The 25,128-nt window shown below is 39.1% G+C and carries 28 protein-coding genes; 3 read left to right on the forward strand and 25 right to left on the reverse strand.

Annotation, left to right across the window (positions count from 1 at the left end):
- Window positions 1-40: 40 nt before the first annotated feature.
- Together speB and speE are read right to left on the reverse strand one after the other, a co-directional pair.
- Window positions 41-913 carry an agmatinase gene (gene speB, locus NKR21_RS19150; protein ID WP_088003052.1) on the reverse strand — a complete coding sequence of 291 codons (873 nt, stop codon included), beginning with the start codon at window positions 911-913 and terminating at the stop codon, window positions 41-43.
- 69 nt (window positions 914-982) lie between these two features.
- The gene (gene speE / locus NKR21_RS19155) at window positions 983-1,813 is read right to left on the reverse strand and encodes a spermidine synthase (protein ID WP_012011597.1); all 831 of its coding nucleotides are present in this window, start codon (window positions 1,811-1,813) and stop codon (window positions 983-985) included.
- Between the two features lie 224 nt (window positions 1,814-2,037).
- Here speE and NKR21_RS19160 point away from each other — a divergent pair, with 224 nt between their 5' ends.
- On the forward strand, window positions 2,038-4,107 hold the full coding sequence (locus NKR21_RS19160) for a transglycosylase domain-containing protein (protein ID WP_144455335.1): 2,070 nt from the start codon (window positions 2,038-2,040) through the stop codon (window positions 4,105-4,107).
- Window positions 4,108-4,240: 133 nt separating this feature from the next.
- Here the strand turns inward: NKR21_RS19160 and NKR21_RS19165 are convergent, their stop codons facing one another.
- Window positions 4,241-4,759: a YwhD family protein gene (locus NKR21_RS19165; protein ID WP_012011599.1), complete on the reverse strand. Its 519-nt coding sequence runs from the start codon at window positions 4,757-4,759 to the stop codon at window positions 4,241-4,243.
- Window positions 4,760-4,771: 12 nt separating this feature from the next.
- Entirely contained in the window at window positions 4,772-5,434 is a 663-nt protein-coding gene (locus tag NKR21_RS19170; RefSeq protein ID WP_012011600.1) for a site-2 protease family protein, read from the reverse strand.
- 107 nt (window positions 5,435-5,541) lie between these two features.
- Between NKR21_RS19170 and NKR21_RS19175 the strand changes: the two genes are divergently transcribed.
- Entirely contained in the window at window positions 5,542-5,727 is a 186-nt protein-coding gene (locus NKR21_RS19175) for a 2-hydroxymuconate tautomerase (RefSeq protein WP_003214939.1), read from the forward strand.
- Between the two features lie 320 nt (window positions 5,728-6,047).
- Here NKR21_RS19175 and NKR21_RS19180 read toward each other — a convergent pair whose 3' ends face one another.
- From NKR21_RS19180 to NKR21_RS19215, 8 genes are all read right to left on the reverse strand, one after another.
- Window positions 6,048-6,707, reverse strand: a complete 660-nt coding sequence (locus tag NKR21_RS19180; protein ID WP_144455333.1) for an ATP-binding cassette domain-containing protein — start codon at window positions 6,705-6,707, stop codon at window positions 6,048-6,050.
- Between the two features lie 582 nt (window positions 6,708-7,289).
- Window positions 7,290-7,811, reverse strand: coding sequence for a stage II sporulation protein M (locus tag NKR21_RS19185; RefSeq protein ID WP_144455331.1), 522 nt, complete (start codon window positions 7,809-7,811; stop codon window positions 7,290-7,292).
- Window positions 7,808-9,547: a hypothetical protein gene (locus NKR21_RS19190; RefSeq protein ID WP_144455329.1), complete on the reverse strand. Its 1,740-nt coding sequence runs from the start codon at window positions 9,545-9,547 to the stop codon at window positions 7,808-7,810. Before NKR21_RS19190 ends, NKR21_RS19185 begins: the two co-directional genes overlap by 4 nt.
- An 85-nt stretch (window positions 9,548-9,632) precedes the next feature.
- Complete coding sequence (locus NKR21_RS19195; RefSeq protein WP_107162921.1) at window positions 9,633-9,950, reverse strand: uberolysin/carnocyclin family circular bacteriocin; 318 nt, start codon at window positions 9,948-9,950, stop codon at window positions 9,633-9,635.
- 323 nt (window positions 9,951-10,273) lie between these two features.
- Window positions 10,274-11,080 carry a zinc-dependent metalloprotease gene (locus NKR21_RS19200; RefSeq protein WP_144455327.1) on the reverse strand — a complete coding sequence of 269 codons (807 nt, stop codon included), beginning with the start codon at window positions 11,078-11,080 and terminating at the stop codon, window positions 10,274-10,276.
- 226 nt (window positions 11,081-11,306) lie between these two features.
- A complete protein-coding gene (locus tag NKR21_RS19205) occupies window positions 11,307-11,807 on the reverse strand; it encodes a YwgA family protein (protein ID WP_144455325.1) in 501 nt (166 codons plus the stop codon).
- A 30-nt stretch (window positions 11,808-11,837) separates the two neighbouring features.
- A complete protein-coding gene (locus NKR21_RS19210; protein ID WP_007497716.1) occupies window positions 11,838-13,139 on the reverse strand; it encodes an HD domain-containing protein in 1,302 nt (433 codons plus the stop codon).
- A gap of 170 nt (window positions 13,140-13,309) precedes the next feature.
- The gene (locus NKR21_RS19215; protein WP_003215259.1) at window positions 13,310-13,531 is read right to left on the reverse strand and encodes a YuzB family protein; all 222 of its coding nucleotides are present in this window, start codon (window positions 13,529-13,531) and stop codon (window positions 13,310-13,312) included.
- Window positions 13,532-13,769: 238 nt separating this feature from the next.
- Here NKR21_RS19215 and NKR21_RS19220 point away from each other — a divergent pair, with 238 nt between their 5' ends.
- Window positions 13,770-14,570, forward strand: a complete 801-nt coding sequence (locus NKR21_RS19220; protein WP_144455322.1) for an RsfA family transcriptional regulator — start codon at window positions 13,770-13,772, stop codon at window positions 14,568-14,570.
- 34 nt (window positions 14,571-14,604) lie between these two features.
- Here NKR21_RS19220 and NKR21_RS19225 read toward each other — a convergent pair whose 3' ends face one another.
- The 13 genes from NKR21_RS19225 to NKR21_RS19285 form a co-directional block, all read right to left on the reverse strand.
- Window positions 14,605-14,838 carry a DUF5970 family protein gene (locus tag NKR21_RS19225; protein ID WP_119125513.1) on the reverse strand — a complete coding sequence of 78 codons (234 nt, stop codon included), beginning with the start codon at window positions 14,836-14,838 and terminating at the stop codon, window positions 14,605-14,607.
- Window positions 14,835-17,111 (reverse strand): glycosyltransferase, encoded by a 2,277-nt coding sequence (locus tag NKR21_RS19230; RefSeq protein WP_144455320.1) that lies wholly within the window; start codon window positions 17,109-17,111, stop codon window positions 14,835-14,837. The genes NKR21_RS19225 and NKR21_RS19230 overlap by 4 nt, the downstream gene beginning before the upstream one ends.
- Window positions 17,112-17,229: 118 nt before the next feature.
- On the reverse strand, window positions 17,230-17,715 hold the full coding sequence (locus NKR21_RS19235) for a tetratricopeptide repeat protein (RefSeq protein WP_144455318.1): 486 nt from the start codon (window positions 17,713-17,715) through the stop codon (window positions 17,230-17,232).
- 28 nt (window positions 17,716-17,743) lie between these two features.
- Window positions 17,744-18,589 carry an octanoyl-[GcvH]:protein N-octanoyltransferase gene (gene lipL / locus NKR21_RS19240; RefSeq protein WP_144455316.1) on the reverse strand — a complete coding sequence of 282 codons (846 nt, stop codon included), beginning with the start codon at window positions 18,587-18,589 and terminating at the stop codon, window positions 17,744-17,746.
- Window positions 18,590-18,745: 156 nt separating this feature from the next.
- Entirely contained in the window at window positions 18,746-19,138 is a 393-nt protein-coding gene (locus tag NKR21_RS19245) for an SMI1/KNR4 family protein (protein WP_119125517.1), read from the reverse strand.
- 40 nt (window positions 19,139-19,178) lie between these two features.
- Window positions 19,179-19,541, reverse strand: coding sequence for a hypothetical protein (locus tag NKR21_RS19250; protein ID WP_119125518.1), 363 nt, complete (start codon window positions 19,539-19,541; stop codon window positions 19,179-19,181).
- Window positions 19,542-19,785: 244 nt separating this feature from the next.
- Entirely contained in the window at window positions 19,786-20,181 is a 396-nt protein-coding gene (locus tag NKR21_RS19255) for a CDI toxin immunity protein (protein ID WP_119125519.1), read from the reverse strand.
- An 11-nt stretch (window positions 20,182-20,192) separates the two neighbouring features.
- On the reverse strand, window positions 20,193-21,728 hold the full coding sequence (locus NKR21_RS19260) for a T7SS effector LXG polymorphic toxin (protein ID WP_119125520.1): 1,536 nt from the start codon (window positions 21,726-21,728) through the stop codon (window positions 20,193-20,195).
- 11 nt (window positions 21,729-21,739) lie between these two features.
- Window positions 21,740-22,018 (reverse strand): YwqI/YxiC family protein, encoded by a 279-nt coding sequence (locus NKR21_RS19265; RefSeq protein ID WP_144455314.1) that lies wholly within the window; start codon window positions 22,016-22,018, stop codon window positions 21,740-21,742.
- 4 nt (window positions 22,019-22,022) lie between these two features.
- The gene (locus NKR21_RS19270; protein ID WP_144455312.1) at window positions 22,023-22,421 is read right to left on the reverse strand and encodes a YwqH-like family protein; all 399 of its coding nucleotides are present in this window, start codon (window positions 22,419-22,421) and stop codon (window positions 22,023-22,025) included.
- Between the two features lie 174 nt (window positions 22,422-22,595).
- Window positions 22,596-22,862: a hypothetical protein gene (locus NKR21_RS19275; RefSeq protein ID WP_144455310.1), complete on the reverse strand. Its 267-nt coding sequence runs from the start codon at window positions 22,860-22,862 to the stop codon at window positions 22,596-22,598.
- 13 nt (window positions 22,863-22,875) lie between these two features.
- Complete coding sequence (locus NKR21_RS19280) at window positions 22,876-24,210, reverse strand: TRAP transporter large permease subunit (RefSeq protein WP_144455308.1); 1,335 nt, start codon at window positions 24,208-24,210, stop codon at window positions 22,876-22,878.
- A gap of 41 nt (window positions 24,211-24,251) precedes the next feature.
- On the reverse strand, window positions 24,252-25,127 hold the full coding sequence (locus tag NKR21_RS19285) for a prephenate dehydrogenase/arogenate dehydrogenase family protein (RefSeq protein ID WP_088002999.1): 876 nt from the start codon (window positions 25,125-25,127) through the stop codon (window positions 24,252-24,254).
- Window position 25,128: the final 1 nt, after the last annotated feature.

Below are 25,128 nucleotides of genomic sequence, written 5' to 3' on the forward strand. Positions count from 1 at the left end.
AGCTTGTCCATATGAGATGACAAGCTCCTCTATCAAGGTGTTATTTCACAAACCCAAGCAGCATTTCGCGTAAAAGCTTGCTCGCTGTATTCGCTGTTTGGTCAGAATGATCGTATACAGGTGCTACCTCAACAAGGTCTGCACCGACTACTTGCACATCAGATCCTGCAATCGCATGAATAGATGCAAGCAGCTCTTTTGATGTAATACCGCCAGCATCTACCGTGCCTGTACCAGGTGCATGAGCTGGGTCGAGTACATCAATGTCGATCGTCACATACACTGGGCGTCCCTTCAGCTTTGGCAATACTTGCTTCAATGGCTCCAGCACTTCAAATTTAGAGATGTGCATGCCCGCTTCTTTTGCCCATTCAAATTCTTCCTTCATCCCAGAACGAATGCCGAAAGAGAACACATTCTCAGGTCCAATGAGTCCTGCTACTTTACGAATCGGGGTTGAATGAGACAGCGGCTCACCCTCGTATTCCTCACGAAGATCCGTATGTGCGTCCATATGGATAATAGCCAAATCAGGATATTTCTTATGCATCGCGCGGAAAACCGGCCAAGACACAAGATGCTCGCCGCCCATTCCTAATGGAAACTTCCCTTTTTCTAAAATGCTGTCGACATACTCTTCAATTAAGTCTAAGCTTTTCTGTGCATTTCCAAAAGGAAGTGGAATGTCACCGGCATCAAAGAATGGTACCTCGTGTAGCTCACGATCTAAATAAGGACTGTATTCCTCTAAACCGATCGATACTTCACGAATACGGTTTGGGCCAAAACGTGAGCCTGGTCTATAACTGACGGTCCAATCCATCGGCATCCCGTATAAAATGACCTTTGCATCTTCCCATGTCGGATGACTTCCAATAAACACTTTTCCTGAATAAGCCTCGTCGAATCTCATGCAAGATTCCTCCTTTTACGCTTCAAAAAATGCGCAAACGGTCATTTGCGCATTTCCACTTCGCTTGATTTATTTGATTAAGTCGCTCACAAATTTCGGCAGAACGAATGCCGCTTTGTGCAATTCTTTTGTGTAATATTTCGTCTCAATATCAAAGAAACGGCTGTCTTCTACAGCAAGTGGGTCATACTTTTTTGAACCAATGGTAAATGTCCAAAGTCCACTTGGATACGTTGGAATATTCGCTGTATAAAGCTTCGTGATTGGGAAAATTTCTTTCACATCACGTTGTACATTTGTAATCAGCTCAGGTGTGAACCAAGGGTTGTCCGTTTGTGCCACGAAAATACCGTCTTCTTTGAGTGCTTTTGAGATTCCTGCGTAAAATCCTTTAGAGAACAGGTTCACAGCTGGTCCAACTGGTTCAGTTGAGTCCACCATGATGACATCGTACTCATTGTCAGCTTCAGCAATGTGCATAAAGCCGTCTCCGACTTTGACATCTACACGAGGATCGTCTAGCTTCCCAGCAATTGAAGGAAGGAATTTCTTCGAGTATTCGATGACTTTTCCATCAATATCAACAAGTGTCGCTTTTTTCACACTTGGGTGCTTGAGAATTTCACGAATGACACCGCCGTCTCCTCCGCCTACAACAAGAACATTTTCCGGGTTTGGATGAGTGAAAAGAGGAACATGTGCCACCATTTCGTGGTATACAAACTCATCTTTCTCAGATGTCATCACCATACCGTCTAAAAACAGCATATTGCCAAACTCTTCTGTTTCCACCATTTCTAAATGCTGAAAATCTGTTTGTTCTGTGTGAAGGGTCTTGTTCACCTTCAATGTAATACCAAAATTCTTCGTTTGCTTCTCTGTATACCAAAGTTCGCTCATTGTCCATCTTCCTCTCATCCAATAATAAACAAACATCTATTGTTAGCGCCTTTATCGGCTATGACTATATCGATTGTCCAAGAAAAAAGTATAGTGGATTCATATCAAATTGTAAAGAACCGCATGAGTTCTCTTCAATTTTCATGCACGCTCTTTCAATCATTTGTTTAAAACGGTTTTCTTTGTTCCATACTGATAAAAAACCGTCAAAATGGGGGCTTGGCATGGACACAATCATGAGTAATAAAAAAATCCGCATGACCGTGAAAACGATTCGAGCCTGTTTTTTTATAGGCTTGCTCGCTTTTCTATTTGCAGGCACTGTTTTTTTGACGATTCTTTTAATCGCCAAATGGCAAGGCGCCCCTTCTGTTCAAGTTCCCCAATCTACGACGATTTATGCAGCCGATGGTTCAAAGCTTGGAGAATCTAGCTTTGGAGAAAAGAGATATTGGGTGCCGTTAAAGGACATGTCTCCTCATATCAGGCAGGCAGCTGTGGCTGTTGAAGACAAAACCTTTTATGAGCATCATGGCTTTGATGTGAAACGAATGGCAGGAGCTGCAGTGGCTGATATTCGCGCCATGGCTAAAGTACAAGGAGCCAGCACGATCACCCAGCAATATGCACGAAATCTGTATTTAGATCATGATAAAACGTGGAAGCGGAAATGGAATGAAGCCTTTTACACGATTCGCTTAGAACAAAACTATACAAAAGATGAGATTTTAGAAGGATACTTGAACACCATATATTATGGTCATGGAGCTTATGGCGTGGAAGCGGCATCCCGTCTGTATTTCGGAAAAAAAGCGAAGAATTTGACCCTCGCTGAATCTGCCTTACTTGCCGGTATCCCAAAGGGCCCTTCTCTCTACTCCCCTTATGTGAATGAAGAGAAAGCCGGTGCAAGAAAGAATATGATTTTGAGGCACATGCAAGAGGACGGCATGATTACGAAAAAGGCAGCCGCTGAAGCCGCGAAAGAAAAACTGTCCTATCGTCCTTTGCAAAAGAAGCAGCTACAAGCAAAGCAAGCACCGTATTTTTATGATGATGTGGTTCGTGAGTTGAAGCAAACCTTGGGGCTAACTGAGGAACAGATCGAAACCTATGGCCTTCATATCCAAACGACTTTACATCCGGAATTACAGAAAATTGCTGAGAAGACGTTAAAAAGCACAATCGATTCGAAATCAGACATCCAAGTCGGCTTTACTGCTATCCATCCCCAAACAGGTCATGTACTCGCCCTCATCGGAGGAAGAGATTACGAAAAAAGTCCATTCAACCGGGTCACACAAGCGAAAAGACAGCCCGGTTCAACAATGAAGCCACTTCTCTATTACATGGCCTTACAAAATGGGTTTACACCAGCAACCGTCATGCGTAGTGAAGAAACAGTTTTTGAGCTCGATGATCAAGGAAGCGGTGCTGCTTATTCGCCAAGCAATTATCATGGCTATTACGCCAATGACGGCATTACGATGCTTCAAGCCTTGGCGCTGTCTGATAATATTTACGCTGTGAAAACCCATCTATTTTTAGGAATGGAGCAGCTTGTACGTGCCGGGAAAACATTTGGCATCAACGAAAAACTAGATCAAGTGCCATCACTAGCCTTAGGCACGTCCCCTGTCAAACCAATTGAAATGACAAATGCTTATGCCATGCTTGTCAATGGCGGAAAACGAGTCAAACCCACCTTTATTACAAAAGTAACGGATGCAAAAGGCAACGTACTTTTTGAAGAAAAACAAAAACGAGAGCAAGTCTTAGATGAAAAAGCAGCCTTTGTCACCACCGACATGATGTCAGGAATGTTCAATGATCAGTTAAACGGCTATACGAGTGTCACTGGTCGCACCATTATGAAGGATCTCACGCGAACATACGGAGGAAAATCAGGGACGACAGGAGCCGACAGCTGGATGATCGGCTTCTCTCCCCAGCTCGTGACAGGTGTGTGGACAGGCTATGATAAAGGGCGAACCATTGACTCGGTCGAAGAAACAGCCTATGCAAAAAAGATATGGGCATCTTTTATGGAATCAGCCCTCTCTAAACAGCCAGCGTCCTCCTTCATGCCACCAGACGGCGTAAAAGGTGTGTATATCAATCCAAAAACCGGCGATCTGGCAGGCCCAGGATGTGAATCAAAGGTATTTACCTATTTTATAGAAGGAACGGAGCCGACAGGTGTGTGCTACGGCGCTGAGAATAAATCTTCTGAGGATCATCCAGTTCAAGATCAAAAGCCAAAGAAATGGTGGGAAAAGTGGCTGAAACGTTAAAAAAAGAAAAAAAGACATGAAAAACCCCGAGATTTGCATCTCGGGATTCTCCATGTCCTAGCTTTAACACCAGTTTACTCAAAAATCAGCTGGAATTGGTAGCAATTCGCCATTCTTCACAAAAATTTCACAATTATTCAGGGACAGCCAATCCTTCTTTTAATTCATCTGTGGATGCTTCCCAAAGTGCTTCATTATGACTCTTCAAGAAATCAGCCAGTACCTTTTTCGATACATCATCCATATGACTAACAACGATTTTTCGCTTCATTGATTTATCCATTAAATTCACATGCTCTGGAAGCGACTTATACCCTCGGCGGATTGAACGATCAACGGTCATTTCGCAAGCCGTGACACCCGCATAGTAAGGACCTTCTTCTCTGCGGTCAATGGTCACCCATACGAGCCAATACGGTTTTCCGTTCGGCACTTCTTCTTTTGTTTTCAGAAATTTAATTCCTTTTTCAACGGCACTTCTTGCATGCATAGCACCAATATCAATGACAGCTTCCTTTTCCTCTACATCAATGATCACCGGCGAAATGTTATCTAGGCTGAGCGCACCCGCTCCAAAGCCTCCGTGTCCGTCTGTTGCATCTGTTTTTTTAATGATATTAAAACCAATTGGTTTCTTCTTTTTACCTTCCATTCATTAAACCTCCTAAAGCAGCGGCTTCAAAATAAGATTAAACCAGTATATGATTTGATCCCGCATTCCGATCAATGGACCAAAAACAAACTGTCCTAGCGGCGTAATCACGAATATGAGAAAGATAATGATCCCATATTGTTCAAATTGCGTCATTTTCGCACGGATATGGGGACTAACGACGTCCTCAATAATACGATACCCATCCAGCGGCGGAATTGGCAATAAGTTAAATAGGAACAAAATGACGTTCAAGTTTATAAAGATTCGGAAGAAATAATCCACTCCAGGCTCAAAGCGCATGAGCGACTCCCCGCCAAATTTCTGAAGAAGCACGTACACGAAACAGCCTAGAAACGCCAACACCAAGTTACTTAAAGGGCCAGCAATCGAGACGCAGATTCCTGCTAAGCGCGGGTTTTTAAAATGGTAACGATTCACCGGCACAGGTCTCGCCCAGCCAAACCCAGCGACAAAGATCAAAATCGTCCCAAATACATCAAGATGCTTCAACGGATTTAATGTGAGTCTCCCTTGGTTCTTAGCTGTTGGGTCTCCGAAACGATACGCAACATATGCATGCGCCAACTCGTGCATCGTAAATGCAACAACAAGTGTAATGGCGACATATGGAATCAGTTCTAATGGATACACAAGAAATTGGTTCAAAGGCATGAATCCCTCTTTCTTTCTATACAATGATTTACTTCATTCAGTATACTATAAGAAGTCCCTTAAACTAAAGGGAAGCGTAGCATTAAAGGAAAAAGGAGGTTTTCGCATTGCCGATTGTCACCGTACAAATGCTTGAAGGAAGAACAGACGAGCAGAAAAGAGCGCTTGTAGAGAAAGTCACTGACGCTGTTGTTGAAACAACAGGCGCAGGTGCAGAAAAAGTCTCTGTTATTATTGAAGAAATGAAAAAAGAACACTATGCCGTAGCAGGAAAACGAATGAGCGATCTTTAAGCATCTTAACAGACGACTTTTTTTAAAAGAGCCTGCCTTCAGCTAGCTTGTAGACATCCCCGCAGTCCTGAGCACTGTGATCATGAGTGTCACATACTGAAAAGAAGAGAAAGGGATAAAATAAAGTTCATTTTAGCCCTTTCTCTTATGATTTTTTTTATCAACTATTTTCATAATGCTTGTAGCAGCTAAAGTTGATGAAAAAACAATAATCAATTTACCTACAATAATTTTATAACCACCTGTAAATACAACAATTGCTATGACAGTGATTGAAATTATTAATAATAATATAAATAAGTTCCTCAATTTAATAACCCCTAACTAGAAAAAGTATTAATAAGTTTAGTGTCTTGAATTAGATAAGCCTTATCTGCTAGAGTCTCTCTTAAGTGCTCAGAATGAGTGATTATAATGATAGATTTTGCATATTCTTCTTTGTATTTTTTAATAAGATCAATTACCGTTTTCTGTGATTGGATGTCCCAAGACATGAATGGCTCGTCTAATAAAAGAAGATCTGGTTGTTTCGAAATACTTCCAATGAAGAAAAGTTTATCTTTCATTCCTTCAGAATAATGCTTAATCCTAGTTTCTAAATGCTGATTCATACCTAGTTTATCAGAATAGAAACTAACATTTCCCCAAAATAGTTTTTTAGGTACATCCCAAAGATTTCTGATTAACTCTAAATTCTCTTTGCCTGTAAGAATATCATATAGTAAATGATTGCTTGGAATGTAAGCAATATTTCTTTTATATTCATTTAAATTATCAACGGGGTTATTCTTAAAATGAAGTTCACCTTGAAATTCAGCAATACCTGCGATCACCTTTAATAAAGTAGACTTTCCAGCACCATTTGCGCCTAAAATACAAATAATTTCATGTGCATAGAGATCAAGATTTATGTCCTCTAATATTGGCTTACCTTTATTGTAATAAAAACTAACCTTTTTTAAACTTAGCAATTTAGACATTAATTAAGAATCCACCCCCAAAAGATATAAGGTTAAAGAGGAAAAGTACAATACAAAAATTCAAGCTTGCTTTCTTAGAATATCCAACAAACTTGAGTAATCCTAAAAACAAAACTCGAGAAGCCCATACTACTGTTATGAAAGTTAAAAGAACCACCATGAACATGATAAAAGAATTTTCAAACATAAATATTAAATTTATACCGACTGAATTCCCAAAAAATATTAATGAGTTGTAAGTCAAAATGACAACAAAGAAATGACTTATTTTTAATGTAGGGTGGAAAAAAATCATGACTATTAAATACACCAAAGAAATAATAAAATTAATGATTAAGTAAAAAGGTGTGAACACAAAAGCAATAAAGACATATAGAGCGAAGAAGTTGTAATTTTCACTACTAGGGAGAATTTGCACGATAATACAAGTTACAAAAAACATATTGAATAAAATAATGATTAAGTTTTGAAACAATATTGATCTACTAGTTACTTTTTCTATATTTAACGTTAAATAATTCTGGGGTTTAAAAACAAGTTGCATCTTTTCCTCCTAAAATGAAATTTTTAACCTAGTTATATTCAAACCCAACTCACAAAATCTTCAATTATCGCTCCAAGAAATAAAAATGATGTTGCGATGAAGAGCATTATGAAACCCTCTCTAATCATTTTTAAATAATTAACTTTACGAATTTCACCTTGAAAAAATCTCAAAAATATCACTCCTGTAAACGTTCCAAGGACTGAGAAGGATAACAAACCAAACAACTCAATAAAAAAGTGTGGCAGTAATCCTGTAAACAAAGATTCTATATTTCCTTTAATTATCAAACTATTAATTGTATTACCGACAACATAACCATTCATACACATTACAAATATAGGAATAGCACCACACGTAAATAGTCCACCAATTAGACAAAGTAAACCAACATCTAGATTATTTAGAAATATGCTTCCATAATATACACTATCAGAATTAGATTGAACCGAACCTCCTTTTCGAAAAAATATACCACCCAAAACACCTGCAAAAAATATTATTATGAATAAAATATAAATATTCTTCCATCTTTTTAAGATGTTAATTAATTTAGTCAAAAAATACCTCTTTCTATCTTCTCAATTCCCTTTTCAATAATTTTTTTAGATATTATTTTAAACACAATCATTGATAACATGAAATAAATAAAATAGTACCAGTCAATATAATGAATCCATTTATAAATAGGTACAAATATGTTTATGAAGCTAAAAATTAAAAGTGGAACTAGTATAAAGTTTCTTGGTAGACTTTGAGACTTAATATGCAATATTTTTTCATCGTATGTACTTCCAACTTCCTGTATATCATCAAAAGAAAATTTAGAAAATAAAGGAGCCATATACAATTGAATGAGTGGTGATATTTTATACACAGCAAACAACAATATAAATATTTGCAAACAAGATATCAAATTCAATTCTTTCATTAAATTGATAACAATTAAAGATATGATGATATTAATAACAAGAGGTATAAATAAACATACTTCCAACAATTTTATTTTAGATTCAAATAATTTTTCTACACCATTTGGAGACGTTTTTAACAAATGGATACTTTTACCTTCAGAACCTAAAAAGAATACTTGAGGATACTCATAAGAAACTTCAAAGCAATGAATAATTATTGTTAAAACATTAAAGAGAAGTAGCATTGCCATAATGAATGAACTGTTATCAGAGTTTTCCACTATCCCTAATAAAACCCCACAATAAAAAAAGCCTTCTAACGAATATATAATAATAGAAAAGACTCCTGGTGATACGATCCAACGTTTTCTTTCTAAATTAATAAGCTCTTTTTTAAACAGAAAATTATTCTCTGCTCTGAAAATCTTATTTACTAGTTTTATATAAAGTGTTAACCAATCAAATAATTCCTGCTTAGATTTTATTTGTTCATTTTTATAATAATTTGGATAAAAATAACGTGTAATAAAGACAATACACATCGTTAAAGCAAAGAATACCAATATTAATATTGGTAGGTTAATAGAATATATAATACCGTCGTAAATACTCGCAATAATTTTTTTAAAATAAACAAAATTCCCCTTGAATTCTTGAACAAATATATTTTTCACACGAATCCAATAGGAATCATTTAATAGCTGTTCTACATTTTTAAATGGTTCTCTTAAAGCAAATATTAGTTTTGCGAATTGATGACTCATTATGTATCCAAGAGTCATTAAAACACAGGAAAAAAACATATATATAACAAATCTAAAGAAACCAATTTTATTTTTAATTTTATATGTTTGATACTTCCCCATTAAAAGATTCGAAATTATAAATGTGAAGAAAATAAACAAAATAAGATTGGAATTTAGCAATAAAAAAAAACTTAAAGGTATTTTCAAAATAAAATAGAGACATACAATTGCTGTTATTAAAATATTTCCATATTGCATCAAAAACCAAAGCAGTTCTTCAGTCAGTAGTAAAACATATATTTGTCGCTGACTTAGTGGAGTTGTACTCAATAGATCCTGATATATTGAAAAATGGGTCCTTCTATATGTTGAAATTCCACTAGTTAGAGCTAAGAGGAATAATAAAAGGAATATCCCAAATAAGAACATTTCATTCCATTTATCAACAAAAACACCGTACTTGTTATATAAAAAAAGGATTAGGATGATTGAAAAAATAGTGTGAATAATCATCTTAAATATAGCAATATTTTTTATCCTCTTAAAAAAAGGAATAAACTTTAGTAAAAAGGAATAGTCTTTTTCAGCACGCATAATCAAATGGATTTTTAAAATATTTATGTATCTTGTTATCACATGAATAACTCCTAAAATAATATTCCCTAATGATCTCATTTCATTCTAATAAGAGGACTTCTCCTCTTATTAGAATAATTTTACCTTACCAAGCAATAAAGGCCTTTTTGCCTCTTTCTCTAAGTTGTTCTTTAAGATAGACTGTAAGTGCTTGTCTGCCGGCATTTGCAATTAGTCCTAATCCCCCGGTTAAAAAACCTGATAATATACCGATTATGACTGAAGCTGTTGCCCCCATGTCTAGGTACCAAGTAATTGTACTACCTACTGCTGACGGAATACCAAACTCTTTAGTCAGATAAGCAATAGGTAAGTTCCCCATCACAAAAAAGTAAGCAAATAATAATGCAATACTCGCTAAAAGTAAGCCTGAGATTTTGAAAGCATTCACTCTTGCTGTCATTTTATTTCACCCCCTCCATCTGATTATAGATTTGAAACATAATAGAATTTAATCATAGTTTACTTTAAATAACAACTAAAATTTAACTTTTTTTCAAAATAAAACCTTATTTAAGATAAGGATCTTTCTCACCACATTATTATAAATAGTATTTAGACACTTTAGATGCGAGATCATTGTCAAATTATATATTCTGAACATCCAATCAAAATATATTTATTTTCTAATAAGTATTTTAAGAGAAATCAAAGGGTTAAAATAACTTCACTCTAACCCTTTGACAATAGTTTATGATTTGTTCTTGAATTAAATCATACTAGCTCTTATCTGTACCACGCTTTGTTACGGTTCACTTGATTTTTATGAGCCGCATCAAAGAAATCGACTGTGTAGGAATAATCATAATTCATTAAGCAGACAATGCCGCTGCCTTGAGGGTCATGTGGTAAGCCAAAGTTATGACCGTATTCATGCGTAGCCGCTTTTGCAGTATTCGCTGTTCCTTGATCAAGGTTAACGGCGAATGCACTTCCGCGCGGTGCACTATTGTATACATACGCGATTCCGCCCGCATCAAAGTTTGGATTAGCTGTAAAGCCAGTGACAAAATCGTATCCTCTGCCATCAAAGCTGCGCGACAGGTTAGATAAAATTTGCTCTGCATTTGATCCAGAAGATGTCCAAGATCCTACTGCTTGTACGACAAAGTCGACATCATGATCACGGTTAAAGGTGACGTCCGCTTGCTCGATGATGCTGACAATGCGCGTCTGCCAGTCACTATATTTCGCACGATACTGCGCATCTGCTACAGCATAAACCGTTACTTTTTGACTGCCTGTGCTTGCCTTTGTTGAAATAGAATCCCCTGTATTCGCCTTAAAGGTTCTAGAGCCTACTTGCTTACCAGACTCATCTAATACCTTTGTTGTCACATCTCGTTCAATTGGAGGTGCTTTCGTCAAATCTTTAAAATCGTTTGCCTTTGGCAACCCCTCGCTAATATGTGTTTCGAATGGCGTATGACCATGATCATGACTAGCACTCGCGACTGGTGCTGAAGCTGAACTTACTCCCGGTAACAAACTACCTACCAATAAAAATGACAAAAAGACTGAACGCTTTTTCATTCCTATCCCTCCTTTGATTTTCACAAAGTTATATATTCACTGAAAATTCACCATTTTCCTTCTATTCAGTCAAAAAACAGGGAATTAGATACACAGGAAGAAAGTCGAAATACGTCATATTCACTAATTTTCTGAATCGTTCAGTACACATTTCATCGAAAATTAGCGCTTTTGGTCTAGGTCTTACAAAAACAAAAAAAGCCCTAAATGCGGGGCTTTTGTGAAGCTAGTTCAATTCCTTCAATTGAGCAATATAAGCAAGAGCATCCTCAAATTCTTCGTCCGTATAGCGCTGCTTGCTTTTAATGGTGAAGACCTTTTCCTTTACCTCATCTTTTGGCAGATCATCAAAGTATAAAATCGTAGAGACGAGCTCTAGGAAACGAGACGACTGCTCGTTCATCTGCTGCGTCAGCACTTTGAGGTCAGGCATGTCCACTTCGCACTGATCGAGAAACTCTTTCCCATTGTCCGTCAGCGAATAACGATACTGATAGTATCCGCCTTTTTTTTCCTTCATTTCGTCCAAGAATCCAAGGTTGCACAGCTCTTCAATTCTGAGCGTCAACTCCTCTGAATAGGGGCCATAAAAGTGAAAATCGTATTTCTCGTAAAAAGGCAAATCTAGCTTTTTTGCTATGTAAATCATCTTTTGCAGCTTCTTCCGTCCAACGATTTCCCCAGATTCAGAGAATACCTTCATCAACTTTGCATGCTCTTTCAACAAATTCCCGACATCTCCTTTTTCAGTACTTCCTTATCCCAATCCAAGCAGCTTCATGATCGCCTTCTTTTCTTCAGCTTTTTCCGACATATCTACAATTAAGTCCATCGGGAAATAAAGTTTATGATCGGTTCTTCGTTTACCGGAAATGGCATCAACAATATCTGACTGTCTCGACAGCTCTTTAATGTGACCACTTTGCGTCAAAAGGTGAATCGGCAGTCTCTCTTCTTCCTCACCTGGTCTGTAGAAGTCGTATGGCAAGTCAGAGGAAGAGTCGACGACTAAATAATAGTCAGGATCAATGCCTGCCTCCTTGAACAAGGCGGTCAGCTTGAAATATTTCGTCATTTCTTCATTCGGATTAAACTCTGTATATTGGAACAATCGACGGTTCATAAAACGGCGGCACAAATCAGCCAGCACGTGATCTTCTTCATCTTCCCACGCCTGAAAATAAAATAAGACAATAGATTCATCCAGTTTAATATAGTCCTCTGTGGTGACATTTCCCTCAAAAATCGAATAAAAATGAACAGGGGCATGTGTGAAAATATAACCCGTTTCATGCAGCTCTTTTGCACGATGGAGAATTTTCGTTAAAATGACTTCCGCACTGCGTGTCACGGGGTGGAAATAGACTTGCCAATACATTTGATAGCGGCTCATAATATAATCCTCGACCGCATGCATCCCGCTCTGCTTCATCACAATCTGATCTTCTCTAGGACGCATTACGCGCAAAATACGCTCCATATCAAAATGGCCGTAGCTGACGCCTGTATAGTAGGCATCACGCTGCAAGTAGTCCATACGATCGGCATCGATTTGACTTGAGATCAAACTGACCACCTGTTTGTTTTGATACGTTTTCGCAATGACTTCTGCTACATGCTTAGGGAAATCATCACTCACCCGGCGAAGCACTTCATTGACTTCGGTTTGCCCTAAAATAATATCTCTTGTAAACGATTCATGATCTAAGTGGAAGACCTTTTCAAAGGAATGAGAAAATGGTCCATGTCCGAGGTCATGAAGCAAGGCCGCACTCAGGACAAGCTCGCGTTCTCCCTCATCCCATTCCGGCCGTCCTTTGAATACATCATCCACAATCCGTCTCACAATCTCGTATACACCGAGCGAATGATTGAAACGGCTGTGTTCTGCACCATGAAACGTCAAATAAGTGGTTCCTAGCTGTTTAATTCGGCGCAGGCGCTGAAATTCTCTTGTTCCTATTAAATCCCATATTAATGCGTCCCGTACGTGAACATAACGGTGCACAGGATCTTTAAATACCTTTTCCTCAGATAATTTCCCTTTTGGATACGCCATCGTTTCGTCCCTCTTTTTTTAAGACGTGTTTCTATTATATCGGGTAACTTTTCCCGAAAACATCCTTGAATTTGCTCGTGAATGTGTTCTCAACGATTGCACGGACGTAAAAAGCCCGACCTGACAGGGACGGACCTCTTTTTAGGTCGACTGAACACATTCAGTGACATTTATTTGACTTTTTTTTGAACCTTTTCGAGTAACTCATCTTCTGTTGGTGCGGATAATGGGCGATTGTTTACAAACGCAAAAGCCTTTTTTCGTCCTGGACCACAATAGGATTGACAGCCAATTTCAATTTTTGCATCAGGGTCAACCGATTTGAGTCGAGGCAACAACGTCTTTAGGTTCGTCGCATCGCAATCGTCACATACGCGAAACTCATTAGCCATGGTCTTACGCTTCCTTTCAATGATGAACTTCATTTTATATGAAACAGTTGGACAACCAAGAGTCATAATATACCACCCAACATTGTACATCGAAGCGGCTGGACTTGCAAGACGCATGATAATTGCTGAGACGTGCTCATATAAAAGCTAGTATTTTCCACTATCCTTTTAGCAAACTTGTATAAACCTTCTTGAACTTGGCTAATCTAATACCATCAAATCATATGGGGGTTTAAACATGTCAAAACAAAGACAAGATGCTTGGTCAGAGGAAGATGATCTCCTTTTGGCGGAAACCGTCTTACGTCACGTGAGAGAGGGCAGCACACAGCTGAATGCATTTGAAGAAGTAGGAGATAAACTAAATCGCACCTCAGCTGCTTGCGGTTTTAGATGGAATGCTGTTGTGAGGCATCAATATGAAAAAGCTCTAGCCCTTGCTAAAAAACAGCGGAAACAACGCATGCGTGCGCTCGGCAACGGCCAGCCTGCAAAGAAACGATTACTCTATCAGCCGCGAGTAGAAGAAACGGTCACGCAAGAGGAATTCTCACAGGAGCTGGAGCCAGCGAAGGAAGAAACGTTTGCACCAGCATCTGAAACAGCAGAGCAGCTCCAGTTTGTAGACCAAAGCTACAATGAAGAGTTAGCTAGTTTATCACATTTATTGTCACAGGCTTCTCATGTCGTAGAGAAAAAACCAGAAGCCAATCCTTTTAGGCAGCAACAGGAGTTAACCATCGAAGATGTCATTGATTTCTTGCGCCGCTATGAAGGCGATGGACAGCAATCCTCTGCCTTACGCATGGAAAACAGCCGGTTAAAACGAGAAAATAACGAACTTTCACATAAAGTCACGCAGCTAGAAGCAGAAGTGAAAAAGCTTGAAAAGGATCAGCTCACCATTCAAGAAGATTATGAAACACTCGTCAAAATCATGAACCGTGCAAGAAAACTAGTTTTGTTTGAAGAGGACGACACTGCCGCTCCAACCTTTAAAATGGACCGAAACGGCAACCTCGAAAAAATGGCAGAATAACAAAAAGTGCTCCCCATCTGCGGGAAGCACTTTTTTAAATGCCTAAAAATAGCATCACACTAAATAGGACATTAATCAAAAAGACAAACATAAAAATATACCTGACTTGTCTCACCTGAAAATCACCAAATATAAAAATGTACAGACCTGCGATGCCAAGTGTCAGTACAGGCTGAAGAAACGGCACCAAAAGCGAAATGCCGTAGCCAGCTCCTATGATAATAGGAAGCCATAGTAAATAGAGGTAACCGCCGTTTTTTGATTTCAAGAAACTACTCCCTCTCTTTCTTCTATCTGCTTGATGTCAGGTTGAACAAATTTGAGTCCGACCATTGTGCGGCCGCGTTTTTTTGAAGTCCAAACGGCAATCGCCGGCTGATCTGTCAGAGATTCTGCATCAATGGTGATCCGTACTTTCTCATGTAATTCAATGACAGCTTCAGACTCGATTTTACACCCAGATACACTAATATCGTGTATGACAAGCGGCACCTTCTCTTCTAATTTGTCCTCAGATGATAACGTGCCTGTCACACCTTTTAAAGGTTTTCTCATCCATTTTCGCCGTATAGCCTTTGGCACTTTCTCTGTTTCTCTTATAAAGCGGAGAAACGTCCGAACAGCATAGGATTTTTTCTCACGATCCGTAATGGCTACATGCTCTCGTGTGAATAGGAAGCGGATCAGTGATAGATACTCTGATTTTTGTGTGTCAGTAAAAGCAACACCTACCATCAGCTTGTCTTCCTCTGGATAGCTCCAGACGACGTCACACGTCACGCTTTCATCCTCTGTAAAGAATAATTGCTGTTGTCCTTGATAAAGAGAAGAAGCTTGATCCAATGGAATGGAGAGTCGCGCTCCTGAATCACTCATATCTAGCAGGAAACATGCAATCGACTGATCTTGATGATCAGAACGAAGCTGTCCCTCTTTTTCAATGATAAACCGCTCTGATTTTCGATAACGCGGACGATCAAACGCCACAAGCAGTGCCATGAATAGACCTGCACCGTTATACAACACCCAAAATATATTAATCAACGTGAGATCAGCATTCATCGTTCCGTTTACCTTCACATCGTATCCTATTTTCACTAGGACAAGCAATGAGAGCAGCAAAAAGATCAAATGGGGAATCATCGTTTTCAAATGAAAGTGTCTTTTGTCTGTTTGAATTCCCTTTGGTGTGACAAGAAATTCGACTCTCTTTTTGAAAAACAGCTCACTTAAAGCCACACCAGCTAGGTGAAATGCCATCGAGCTTTCATAAATATGACTCCAAAACATGCTTCTTTTTTGATTCGACACCAGTTTAAATGCTAAATAGGAACTAAAGAACGCCGGTAGCCAGAACATGAAAATGGACTGGAAATCTGCCCAGAAACTTTGAATACCAAACAATAAAAACAAAATCGGTGTGAGAATGTAAATCATTTTAAACAAACCGTTAAACCAATACACAATACCATCTAAATAAAGAACTCGCTGCATCAGCGTTAAGCCGCGAACCTTCAAAGGATTAAACTTACGGGCACACTGAATGTTCCCTCTTGACCACCGATCTCTCTGCTTTAACAGATCTAGCCAGCTTTCAGGTGCCAGACCGACGGCTAATACTTCTCCGACAGACACAGATTTGAACTTGCCTTGGAGCAGCATTCCTGTCGCCATGTCTTCTGTAATCACCCCAGTAGCAAATCCACCAATTTCATCTAAGGCCATTCTTCTAAAGACAGTATTACTACCGACATACATCACAGCATTAAACCGATCCTTCCCAGCTTGAAGGGTTTGCATGAAGAAGTCCTGCTCATTCGGAATTCGATCCTTCGAGAACATATTATATTGGAAAGGATCTTCGTTATAAAACGCCTGTGGAACTTGAACAAACGCCGTCGCTCCATCATGAAAATAAGGCACTGTTTTTTCTAAAAAGGCAGGAAGGGGAACCATATCGGCATCAAGTGTGAGAATCAGCTCCCCATTCGTTTGAGACATCGCATGGTTTAAATTACCCGCCTTCGCAAACTTGTTATCGGTTCTCGTCAGATAATGAACACCAAACTCAGAAGCAAGCTGCTCTACAGACGCCCGTTTTCCATCATCACATAAATAAATGTGGACTTTGTCCTTTGGATAAGAGAGATTCACACAACCTGCAACAGTGCGTTTCAGCACTTCAATTGGTTCATTATATGTAGCTATGAAAATATCAACTGTTGGTAGCCTGTCAAGATCACTGATCATGACTTGCTTCCGATTGGAAGGTTTCCAAACAAGTGTATAAAACACAAGCAGCTGTAAAAATCCAATGCATTCACAAGCAACAAGCAAAATACCCATCACAATATTAAAAGTACCTTCATGAGGCAGTGTAAAGAAAAGACGCCAGCAAATATAAGCGGCATTTGTGAACACACAGAGCACAATGATGATTTTTTTAACCGTAGAGGCCATCGGTTGAATACGATACATTACATACAACACAGACAAAACGCAAAGCATAAACAGCGGGTAATACGTGGTGAATAATGACAATACATTTTCCTTCTTTCTTATGTCATAAATGACTATCGCATAAAAACAACATAACGAAGGAGGGGATTCTTCCATTAAAGTGCCCCTCCGTTTCTACTTGACTATTCTATTAAATGGTTTATTTCCACAATTTATCTAACTGATTCGAATAAAAATCAATCGCTTTTCGATAACTCAAAATAGTAGGATCTGTTGTCGTTTCAGTTAAACAGTTCAGTAACATTTCCATTGCTTTGCTATGTTCTTTCAAATTATACAAAGTCATGGCATAAAACGTTTGTATGGCTTTGTTATCTGGATAAGTTTCTATCCCTCTTAGGAACATGTGCTTGGACTTTTCATATTCTCCTAAGGTTCTGTATGTACTTCCTAACCCTAGTAGAGCGTCTTCTAGTTCTTCTGAAGACAATCCTAACTCAATGGCTCTTTCATAAAAAAAGACAGCTTGCCTTTCCTCTCCTAGCAAGTCATAACTCCAGGCACATTGATAATGAATAGAGGCATCGTCTGGATACTTCTCTACAAGATGAGAGAGCATTTCATTTGATTCTTGAAGGTGTCCACTTTTTCGAAGTTCAATGGCTTTCTCGAGCTTGGTTTCCATCACTTCACCTCTATGCTTTCCAAGATTTTTAAGAGAACACCTTTTCATTCCGCTCAATCATCCGCGTCATGTTTTTTTCAAATTCTAGCTGTTCATCTGCGTTCAGTCCTGACGCTGTCAGCTGATCACTTAACGTTTGAAGCTCTTCTAGTAAAAGACGCATAAGAAGCGCATAATCAATTGGTTCTCCAGTTAATTCTGATAAAGACGCCATCGTATCAGGTTGTATATCAGGAAATACGGCCTTCACTTCTTCTCGTTTGTCCTTTAAGGCGGCGTCATAAAAACGGCGGATCAAGTCAGCACGTTCCCGCCCGCTTCCATCTGCACACAAATAAATTTGCACAGCAACTCCCCCGCGTAATCTACGCTGAGAAATGCCTGCAAATTTCTTTCCATTGATGCTTAGGTCATAACTGCCCGGACAATAAGAGCCGACAATCTCATAAGCTTCAATGTCCACCTCATACTTAGACAGCATCCGGCAGACCAATTCCACCATCGCATCATACCCGCGGTCAATATCAATGCCCTTTTTTTGTTCCGCAAAGATTAACGACACATTCAAGACACCTTCATCCAGCACCACAGCAAGGCCGCCTGAGTTGCGTACAATGACGCGATAGCCCTCTTCTTCGAGGAGCTTTACACCATCTTGGAGAAAAGGAAGTCTTGTATCCTGAATCCCAAGCACAATTGTATTGTGATGCACCCAAGAACGCGCTGTCGCTGGTGAGAGTCCCTTCCCGACCGACGCACAAAGCGTATCATCCATCGCAAAGGATTGCTTCGGGTCCACATAAAGACCGAGGCTCGATTGATCTATGATTCGCCATTTCGGCTGTGTCAGTAACTCAATAGGTTCATTTTTCATGTCCTGCATATCCTCTCGTTCATAAACTGTGTTTATTATAACATGGGGAGAATCGAAGAGATCATTAAAAAAGCTCCATGACATTTGACGTCACAGAGCGTTCAGTTGGATAATTCAGTTTTACTTTTCAGTGATTCATACATTTGAAAGCTGTGTTCATTCAACGATACATCCTCCACTCACCCACTCCAGCAAGTTTTCCGTCACCAACTCTGCATGCTGAGGGTCCATCACACCAGCGTCCACAATCCATACGCGTTTTTCTTCTTCGGTCTGACGCATGAGAAATACTTGTCCGCCACCATCGTCGCCAATGGCTACATAGCCGTTGGCATAATGATGAACTTCCCACGTTGCATTGCGTTCCGCAAGGTCCTCAGTGCCATATAGTAGGACATCGCCTCCAACGGAACATCCATTTGTCTGTTTAAGTAAGGTCTTATGAGCATGAGGCAGCACCATGTTTAGTTGGGATTCTGCCTTTTTGATTTGTTTGTCACTTGCTGATTCGTTCAGGTGATTGTTTGGGTTTTGAAGGAAATTGATCATAATTTGAGAGCCTCCGATACTCTTAAGACTTCACCTTCTACTAATAAACATCTAATCGTTGGCAATTAAAACTTATAAAATCGCCTTCATTTATATCTCCTGGTATATTGTAATCCAGTTCTAATAAAAGTCCGCCTACTCTCACTTTTTCATCACGCTTATCAATTAATTGTCCTAAGAAACTATAACTAAAATGATCATCTAATTTTTCAATTCTAAACTCTGACAATTCAGCTTTCACTAAGTTTGAGACATCTAAACAATAAATAGGCTCTAATAGTTCATTTTCTTCATGGTAATTTAATGGTTGAGCAAAACACATTATTTCCAGATCGCCATCTGTTACAATCACTTCAGCTTCTGAGGCTTCTTGTGAAATCCAGTTTATTTTTTTTATTTTCAATATGATCACCCTTTTTACTTCTTTGTTTTCACCCCTAACTTGGTACTTTTCAGAAAGTTCTTCAGCACAGGGTAAGTTAAAATGCTTGTAGTAAGTCAAATAGTGATGATTGTCTGTGGGCCGGATTGATTAGCAAAGAAAAAAGTAAAACCAGATATATTGTTCAAACTTAGAATGACCATTCATAGAAACATTTCAAAACCCTCAAAGAGACTCAAATTAATTCTTTGAGGGTGCATCTATTCTATTTTAATCCTACTTTTACTTCACCATCATGAAAAACTTCAATCGCATATCCAGAAGATGGGGAAAAAATCCACGTATCAAAACTGACAGCTGTAACATCATCTATAGCTTCAAATACTTTATCTAAAGCAGTTTGAATAATTGGCAATGTCCCTTCATCCCAAATTACATAAACAATATCACTGTACTCATTCAGTTTTTGATTTAAAAAGGATCGTATTTCATCGAATGTATCCACTTGCTCATAAGAAGATACTTTCTTCCATTCAATTTGCCCCCAATCAGCAAATGGAAAGGAATTTTCAAAATCATTTAATATTTGCTCTCTATTACCTTTATATAAAATATGTACATCCTCACCTAGTGCCTCAATACACTCATCTAATAAACTCATCTAAAATCTCCTTATCTATTCAAATGTTTTAATAAAGATTTAAAAGTGTTTTCATTACCCTCAAATGGAATAGCAATCTTTCGGGCATTCGCCCCTTTACCATTACGAAAATCTTCAATATTTATATGTGGTCCCTTTTTAGGGTCATAATCTAATCTCCATCTTACTTTTCCGTCAGCGGACTGTCTACCAACAACTTTACCATATCCAGCACTCGACTTAAGCGTACCTGTATATGGTTGTGAATTGGGTCCTAGGTCTCCAACTATGTCTACTGTTTTATTTCTAGCTTGTTCATATGTTTTAACTTTATCTAATAATTGTTCTCCTTTTCCAATACCCTTTGCTGTCTTCTCAACCCTCTTAGCTACTTTCTCCCCTTTAATAATTTTAAAAACATATTTCCCCACTTTAACAATGTTGGTGCTTGGAACCATGTACACCCCTGATACCAAACGATCCATATCCGCGACTTTATCACCTGTTATTGGATCTCTTCCTGTAATAACCCGAATTGCGTCGTTTATTCCGGTAAATTCAACCGCTGTATTTAAGATATTTTGGGGTTGATCGCCTGTTTTCACTTCAGAAATCGGTTTAACGCTCTCAATCGTTACTTTGTTTTTTTCTGATATTCGTAACCGATACAGCATTCCGTCTCGCATGACGTCAACCGTTTTGGCATGTTCAAAGTTGATCTTTTTATACTCATTTAAGTTGTATACTTTTCCATTTAAGGTCAAGGTGGTTTGTTTGATTTTACTAAACGGCGTTTCCCGAACAACCGTCTCCACATTCGTCCGTTCTTTCTCTCTCAGCTTCTTCAGCATGATCATCATAGGGTTGTCTTTCGGGTTGTCTATTTTGTCATTCAATCCATTGATGGTGCTGCTTATTTTTTCTTCTTTTCCATTTTTGAAAATAGACCCTTTTTGATAGCTCGTGATGTCGATTTTTGGGCCGGTGAACATGGCACTTAACGTATTGATGTATTGCTTCATTGTTTGAAGGGAACTTTTTGTTTCTTGCAAAGCGCTTGTCTGCTCTCTGTCAAATGCATGAAGCAGACCAATGGTTCTTGAGGTATTGAGCCATGCTTTTTGATAGTTTTGCTGAAAAGTTGATTCGTCTACATTCGGCAAATGAACAATATGACCAATTCTGCCGATGGCGTGGTTCACCTCTGATACGATTTCAGAAATCGTTCGTTCAGCTTTTTTTAAGCCTTGATCAAGTTCGTTTTCAATAAATGCTTGTGATATAAAGCCGTTTTGATTTGATTCAAGTGCATGAAGCGCCTGCTTTGTGTTTTTCAGCGCAGTGCTGTATTCCTCAATGACGACCTGAAAGAATTGTAGGAAGGGAATATGACATTCTGTATAAAAGGACCGGATGCCTTGTCCCGCCTCTCCCTTTAGTGCGCCATCAAGTGAAATGATCTGTTGGATTTGTTTTTCTATGGAGCTAATCTGTTGTGATTGCTGCTTTAATGTATTCAGCGTTTGGTCAATTCCGTTTATTAGCGCAAAAGCGTCAAGGGTTTTCATTGCGTTCTCCTTTATTTTCTTTTACTGCTAGAAGCAAGCGCCTTGTCCGTTTCGATCATGGTGTTCACCGCTTGTTCTGTTTGTACAAGCTGTTTCTGAAGAATGTCTATGTAAGATTTACTTAATTCGTTCAGCTGCTGATTGATTTTTTCTAATGTGTCTGCCGTCAGGAGCTGATTTCTCCCTTTGATGGTTGTTGGATGTGTTGCATTCATTTGAGCGCCTGATTGTTTTGCATGCTGTAATACTCGTTTGACCTGACTGGCATCTATTTTAATTTCTCTGCTCATGTGACTACCCTCTTTTTTCTTTCAGTTGTTTCTGCTTTTCTTTCTCTATTTTTCTTTCAACCGAATGAATTTCATGTTCTAATGAATGGATCTCTGATTTTAAGTCGCTGATTCTTTCATCAATTCGGTTCACTAGATTGGTGATCTGTACACTTTTTATCTTTTGACTGGCGGATGCCATTCCGTCACGAATGTCATCAAACGTGTCTGCCAAATGGCCAAACCATGTATGTGATGTCAGATCTGGATGAGTGATTTTCTTGTTAGCATCTGCCAGAGCAGACTTTGCTTCTTTTATTTCTTTTCGACACATGGTCAGTTCTATGATTTGTTCTTTTTTTATGGATATGTCTGCCTTTAACGAATACAAGGCTGTTGTATAACCGATGATAGCTCCAGACATCGTCAAACACCTCTATTCCTCAAATAGTCCTCCGTCATGTTACCATTTCCTAGCACAAGAGGCATATGATTGAAAACGAATTCAACGAAAAATGAATCGTCGGTATTGGGTTTTTATACCTATTCCACACGCACAAAAAAGCTGAATTCACCAACTGAATCCAGCTTTTGACGCTTATTTGACCGAATCACCAGCTGATGCTGATGGTTGATCGCTTAATGATGTATCTTTCTTTTCAGGAATATAATGAAGAGAAAAACCGACAAGACTAAAAAAAGCGCTTAACACCAGTGTTGGATTTTTGAATAGGTTCGTAATTGCTATGATCAAATCTCCATTTTGCAAGAGAATCCCAAGTATTTGACCGAATACCAACATGGTACCTGACGTTAAGAAAAGGACAAGCAGCACTTTAAATAAACATTCCATCAATGCTCTCATGTGGGACTCCTTTCTATACTGGAAGTATTTCCATTCCGATGAGCCAGCCAATTCCTACAATCGGCAGCATATAGTAAAGAATGAGCGGAATAAATGTTTTCTCCGGACGGGCTCCTGCAAGACCAGAGGCGATGAAAATGGATCCTGATGCAGGCGGGGAAGCGCCTTCTGTTGATGAAAAGGCTAGAATGGCGACAACTGCGACAACCGGATCTACTCCGACTGAGATTAAAGCTGAAAATGAGACAAGTCCAACAGCTGTTAATGTGGCAGTTGAAGATAATGGTCCAGCCACCAGCGTGACAAGAACACCAACAATGAGCACCATAAGCCACTTCGGAATGGCAAGTACTGATGTGATTTGCGTCAAATCTTCTGCGAGTCCTAATTCAGCAAGCACCTGACTAGCAGCAACAGCAAACAGCATCAAGGCCCCAATCGTTGTAAACTTAGGAATGGCCGACTTGAAAAACTGAGACCAATCTAGTGCAGACGCCTTTTTTCTTCCAATTGTTAAACTAATCAGCATCATGAGAATTGGAATCCACGTAATTAAAGAAATTTGATCCATGGCCTCTAGTCCAATATTTGGATTACTTTTTAAGTAGTTTGCCAGCGGACCAATTGTGATGATGATCGGGATCAAGGCACCGAAAAAAATAAAAATCGATTTCCATCCCTGTTTCACAGCTTCTCCAAAGGGAACAATATCATCTGGCGGCATCGCTTGGATTTTATTTTTTTTCACCAGAATATACACCAAAATAAACCTGTATATGACTTGATACAGTCCTCCTATTAAAAGAGCAATATATAAATCACCTTCAGAGACAAGGGCTGCAACTGGTGCAAAGCCGAGCATGATAAACATAGAAGAGTTTGGAGGCAGCGCGGCTCCAAGTCCGCCATTCCCGGCTAGAATCGTGGCCGTATGGGTTCGGCTCCATCCTGATTTAATCATCCAAGAAGCCGTAATAGAGCCAGTGGCGGCTGTGTTTGCAGAATTTGAACCTGAAAGAGCACCTAACACTGCTGAACCTAACGTACTCATATAAGCTGCGCCACCTGGAAGTCTACCGATGACCGAATTCAGGATGCGCAAGAGTGCGTGAATTAATTCCAGCTTCTCGATTAAATAAGCCATGAATACAAACGCAACGGCTGCATAAAGCACCTCATAAGTGGATGCAAATAGTAAACCATCCCAAAACAGTCTAAGCGCATCCATTCCACCAAACAAAGTGGTTGCAATAAAGCCTAACAGCATGGCTTCTCCCATATTTCGTTTCACGATGACATTCCATATAATGATGACGGCTATGAATACAATCAATGCAATAAAACCCATGTCGTTTCTTCGCCTCCCCTTCATATAATAAAACGCTTACATCACCCTTGCTGCATCACATCAATGACTTCTTCCCAGCTGGCGGGTTTTTCCCCATTAAACCGTTCAACGAATTGAAAGTCTGCTAATTTCTCTAGCTTCTGTTGTGCTGCCCGTGACATGCTCGCATCAATATGAGCTGAATCCAGCATTTCAATAGAGCCAAGTAATTCGATCGCTCGCCTTTTTGCATGTAAGGCACTTCCTGTTACAAGACGATTCATCGTCTCTTCAAAACTTTTGCTGTCCAGCGTTTCGCTAAGTGAAGAAATTGCTTGATCTTCGACATTATATTTTTTAGAAATTTCCAAAAATTCAATGAGTAAAGCGACAATCCCTTTCATATAAATGCTTCGTATTAGCTTTAAGGCTGAAGCATCTCCGGGCTGATCACTGATTTTTGTAATATTCATACCGTATTCTTTCGTTAATTCAATGAATCGATCTGTTCCACTACCGCTTGCCGTGATCGGAACCTTGTGTTTGTTAACTGGGAGAGGTCCTAGCATGGCGGCATCTACAAATAGAGCTTCTTGCTTTTTCATTTCGTCTGCCACTTGTTTTTTGATGTCTGGAGTTGATGCCGATACGTCCACATATACTTGATTTTTTTTCAAACTTCCTAATACCGATTGAGCCACTTCTAAGGTTTTATTCGCTGGCACAGCCGCAATGATAATGTCAGATTTCTCAATGACTTCATTCACATTATTTGTTAATTCTACGCCTGTACGAGCTGCTTTTTCTTGGATTGTTCCAGCTAGTTTCTCATTCTGTAATAGTACATCATACGCATAAAAATGATTTAATCCTTCTGTTTTCAATCCCGTTGACAGCTCATATGCCGCTTCTCCATAACCGATAAAGCCTATCTTCATC

The sequence above is a fragment of the Bacillus sp. 1735sda2 genome (assembly GCF_024159245.1).
GTDB classification, from domain to species: Bacteria; Bacillota; Bacilli; order Bacillales; family Bacillaceae; genus Bacillus; species Bacillus pumilus_O.

Bases quoted from the DNA above. Each gene is read 5' to 3' on its own strand.
- NKR21_RS19215 (WP_003215259.1), bottom strand. From the start codon at position 13,531: ATGGCTAATGAGTTTCGCGTATGTGACGATTGCGATGCGACGAACCTA.
- NKR21_RS19195 (WP_107162921.1), bottom strand. From the start codon at position 9,950: ATGACAGCAAGAGTGAATGCTTTCAAAATCTCAGGCTTACTTTTAGCG.
- NKR21_RS19210 (WP_007497716.1), bottom strand. From the start codon at position 13,139: ATGGCGTATCCAAAAGGGAAATTATCTGAGGAAAAGGTATTTAAAGAT.
- speE (WP_012011597.1), bottom strand. From the start codon at position 1,813: ATGAGCGAACTTTGGTATACAGAGAAGCAAACGAAGAATTTTGGTATT.
- NKR21_RS19265 (WP_144455314.1), bottom strand. From the start codon at position 22,018: ATGAGCAGAGAAATTAAAATAGATGCCAGTCAGGTCAAACGAGTATTA.
- NKR21_RS19160 (WP_144455335.1), top strand. From the start codon at position 2,038: ATGGACACAATCATGAGTAATAAAAAAATCCGCATGACCGTGAAAACG.
- NKR21_RS19180 (WP_144455333.1), bottom strand. From the start codon at position 6,707: ATGTCTAAATTGCTAAGTTTAAAAAAGGTTAGTTTTTATTACAATAAA.
- NKR21_RS19255 (WP_119125519.1), bottom strand. From the start codon at position 20,181: ATGAGTTTATTAGATGAGTGTATTGAGGCACTAGGTGAGGATGTACAT.
- NKR21_RS19245 (WP_119125517.1), bottom strand. From the start codon at position 19,138: ATGATCAATTTCCTTCAAAACCCAAACAATCACCTGAACGAATCAGCA.
- NKR21_RS19235 (WP_144455318.1), bottom strand. From the start codon at position 17,715: ATGGAAACCAAGCTCGAGAAAGCCATTGAACTTCGAAAAAGTGGACAC.
- NKR21_RS19260 (WP_119125520.1), bottom strand. From the start codon at position 21,728: ATGAAAACCCTTGACGCTTTTGCGCTAATAAACGGAATTGACCAAACG.
- NKR21_RS19200 (WP_144455327.1), bottom strand. From the start codon at position 11,080: ATGAAAAAGCGTTCAGTCTTTTTGTCATTTTTATTGGTAGGTAGTTTG.
- NKR21_RS19170 (WP_012011600.1), bottom strand. From the start codon at position 5,434: ATGCCTTTGAACCAATTTCTTGTGTATCCATTAGAACTGATTCCATAT.
- NKR21_RS19165 (WP_012011599.1), bottom strand. From the start codon at position 4,759: ATGGAAGGTAAAAAGAAGAAACCAATTGGTTTTAATATCATTAAAAAA.
- NKR21_RS19270 (WP_144455312.1), bottom strand. From the start codon at position 22,421: ATGTCTGGAGCTATCATCGGTTATACAACAGCCTTGTATTCGTTAAAG.
- NKR21_RS19280 (WP_144455308.1), bottom strand. From the start codon at position 24,210: ATGGGTTTTATTGCATTGATTGTATTCATAGCCGTCATCATTATATGG.
- NKR21_RS19275 (WP_144455310.1), bottom strand. From the start codon at position 22,862: ATGAGAGCATTGATGGAATGTTTATTTAAAGTGCTGCTTGTCCTTTTC.
- lipL (WP_144455316.1), bottom strand. From the start codon at position 18,589: ATGAAAAATGAACCTATTGAGTTACTGACACAGCCGAAATGGCGAATC.
- NKR21_RS19220 (WP_144455322.1), top strand. From the start codon at position 13,770: ATGTCAAAACAAAGACAAGATGCTTGGTCAGAGGAAGATGATCTCCTT.
- speB (WP_088003052.1), bottom strand. From the start codon at position 913: ATGAGATTCGACGAGGCTTATTCAGGAAAAGTGTTTATTGGAAGTCAT.
- NKR21_RS19285 (WP_088002999.1), bottom strand. From the start codon at position 25,127: ATGAAGATAGGCTTTATCGGTTATGGAGAAGCGGCATATGAGCTGTCA.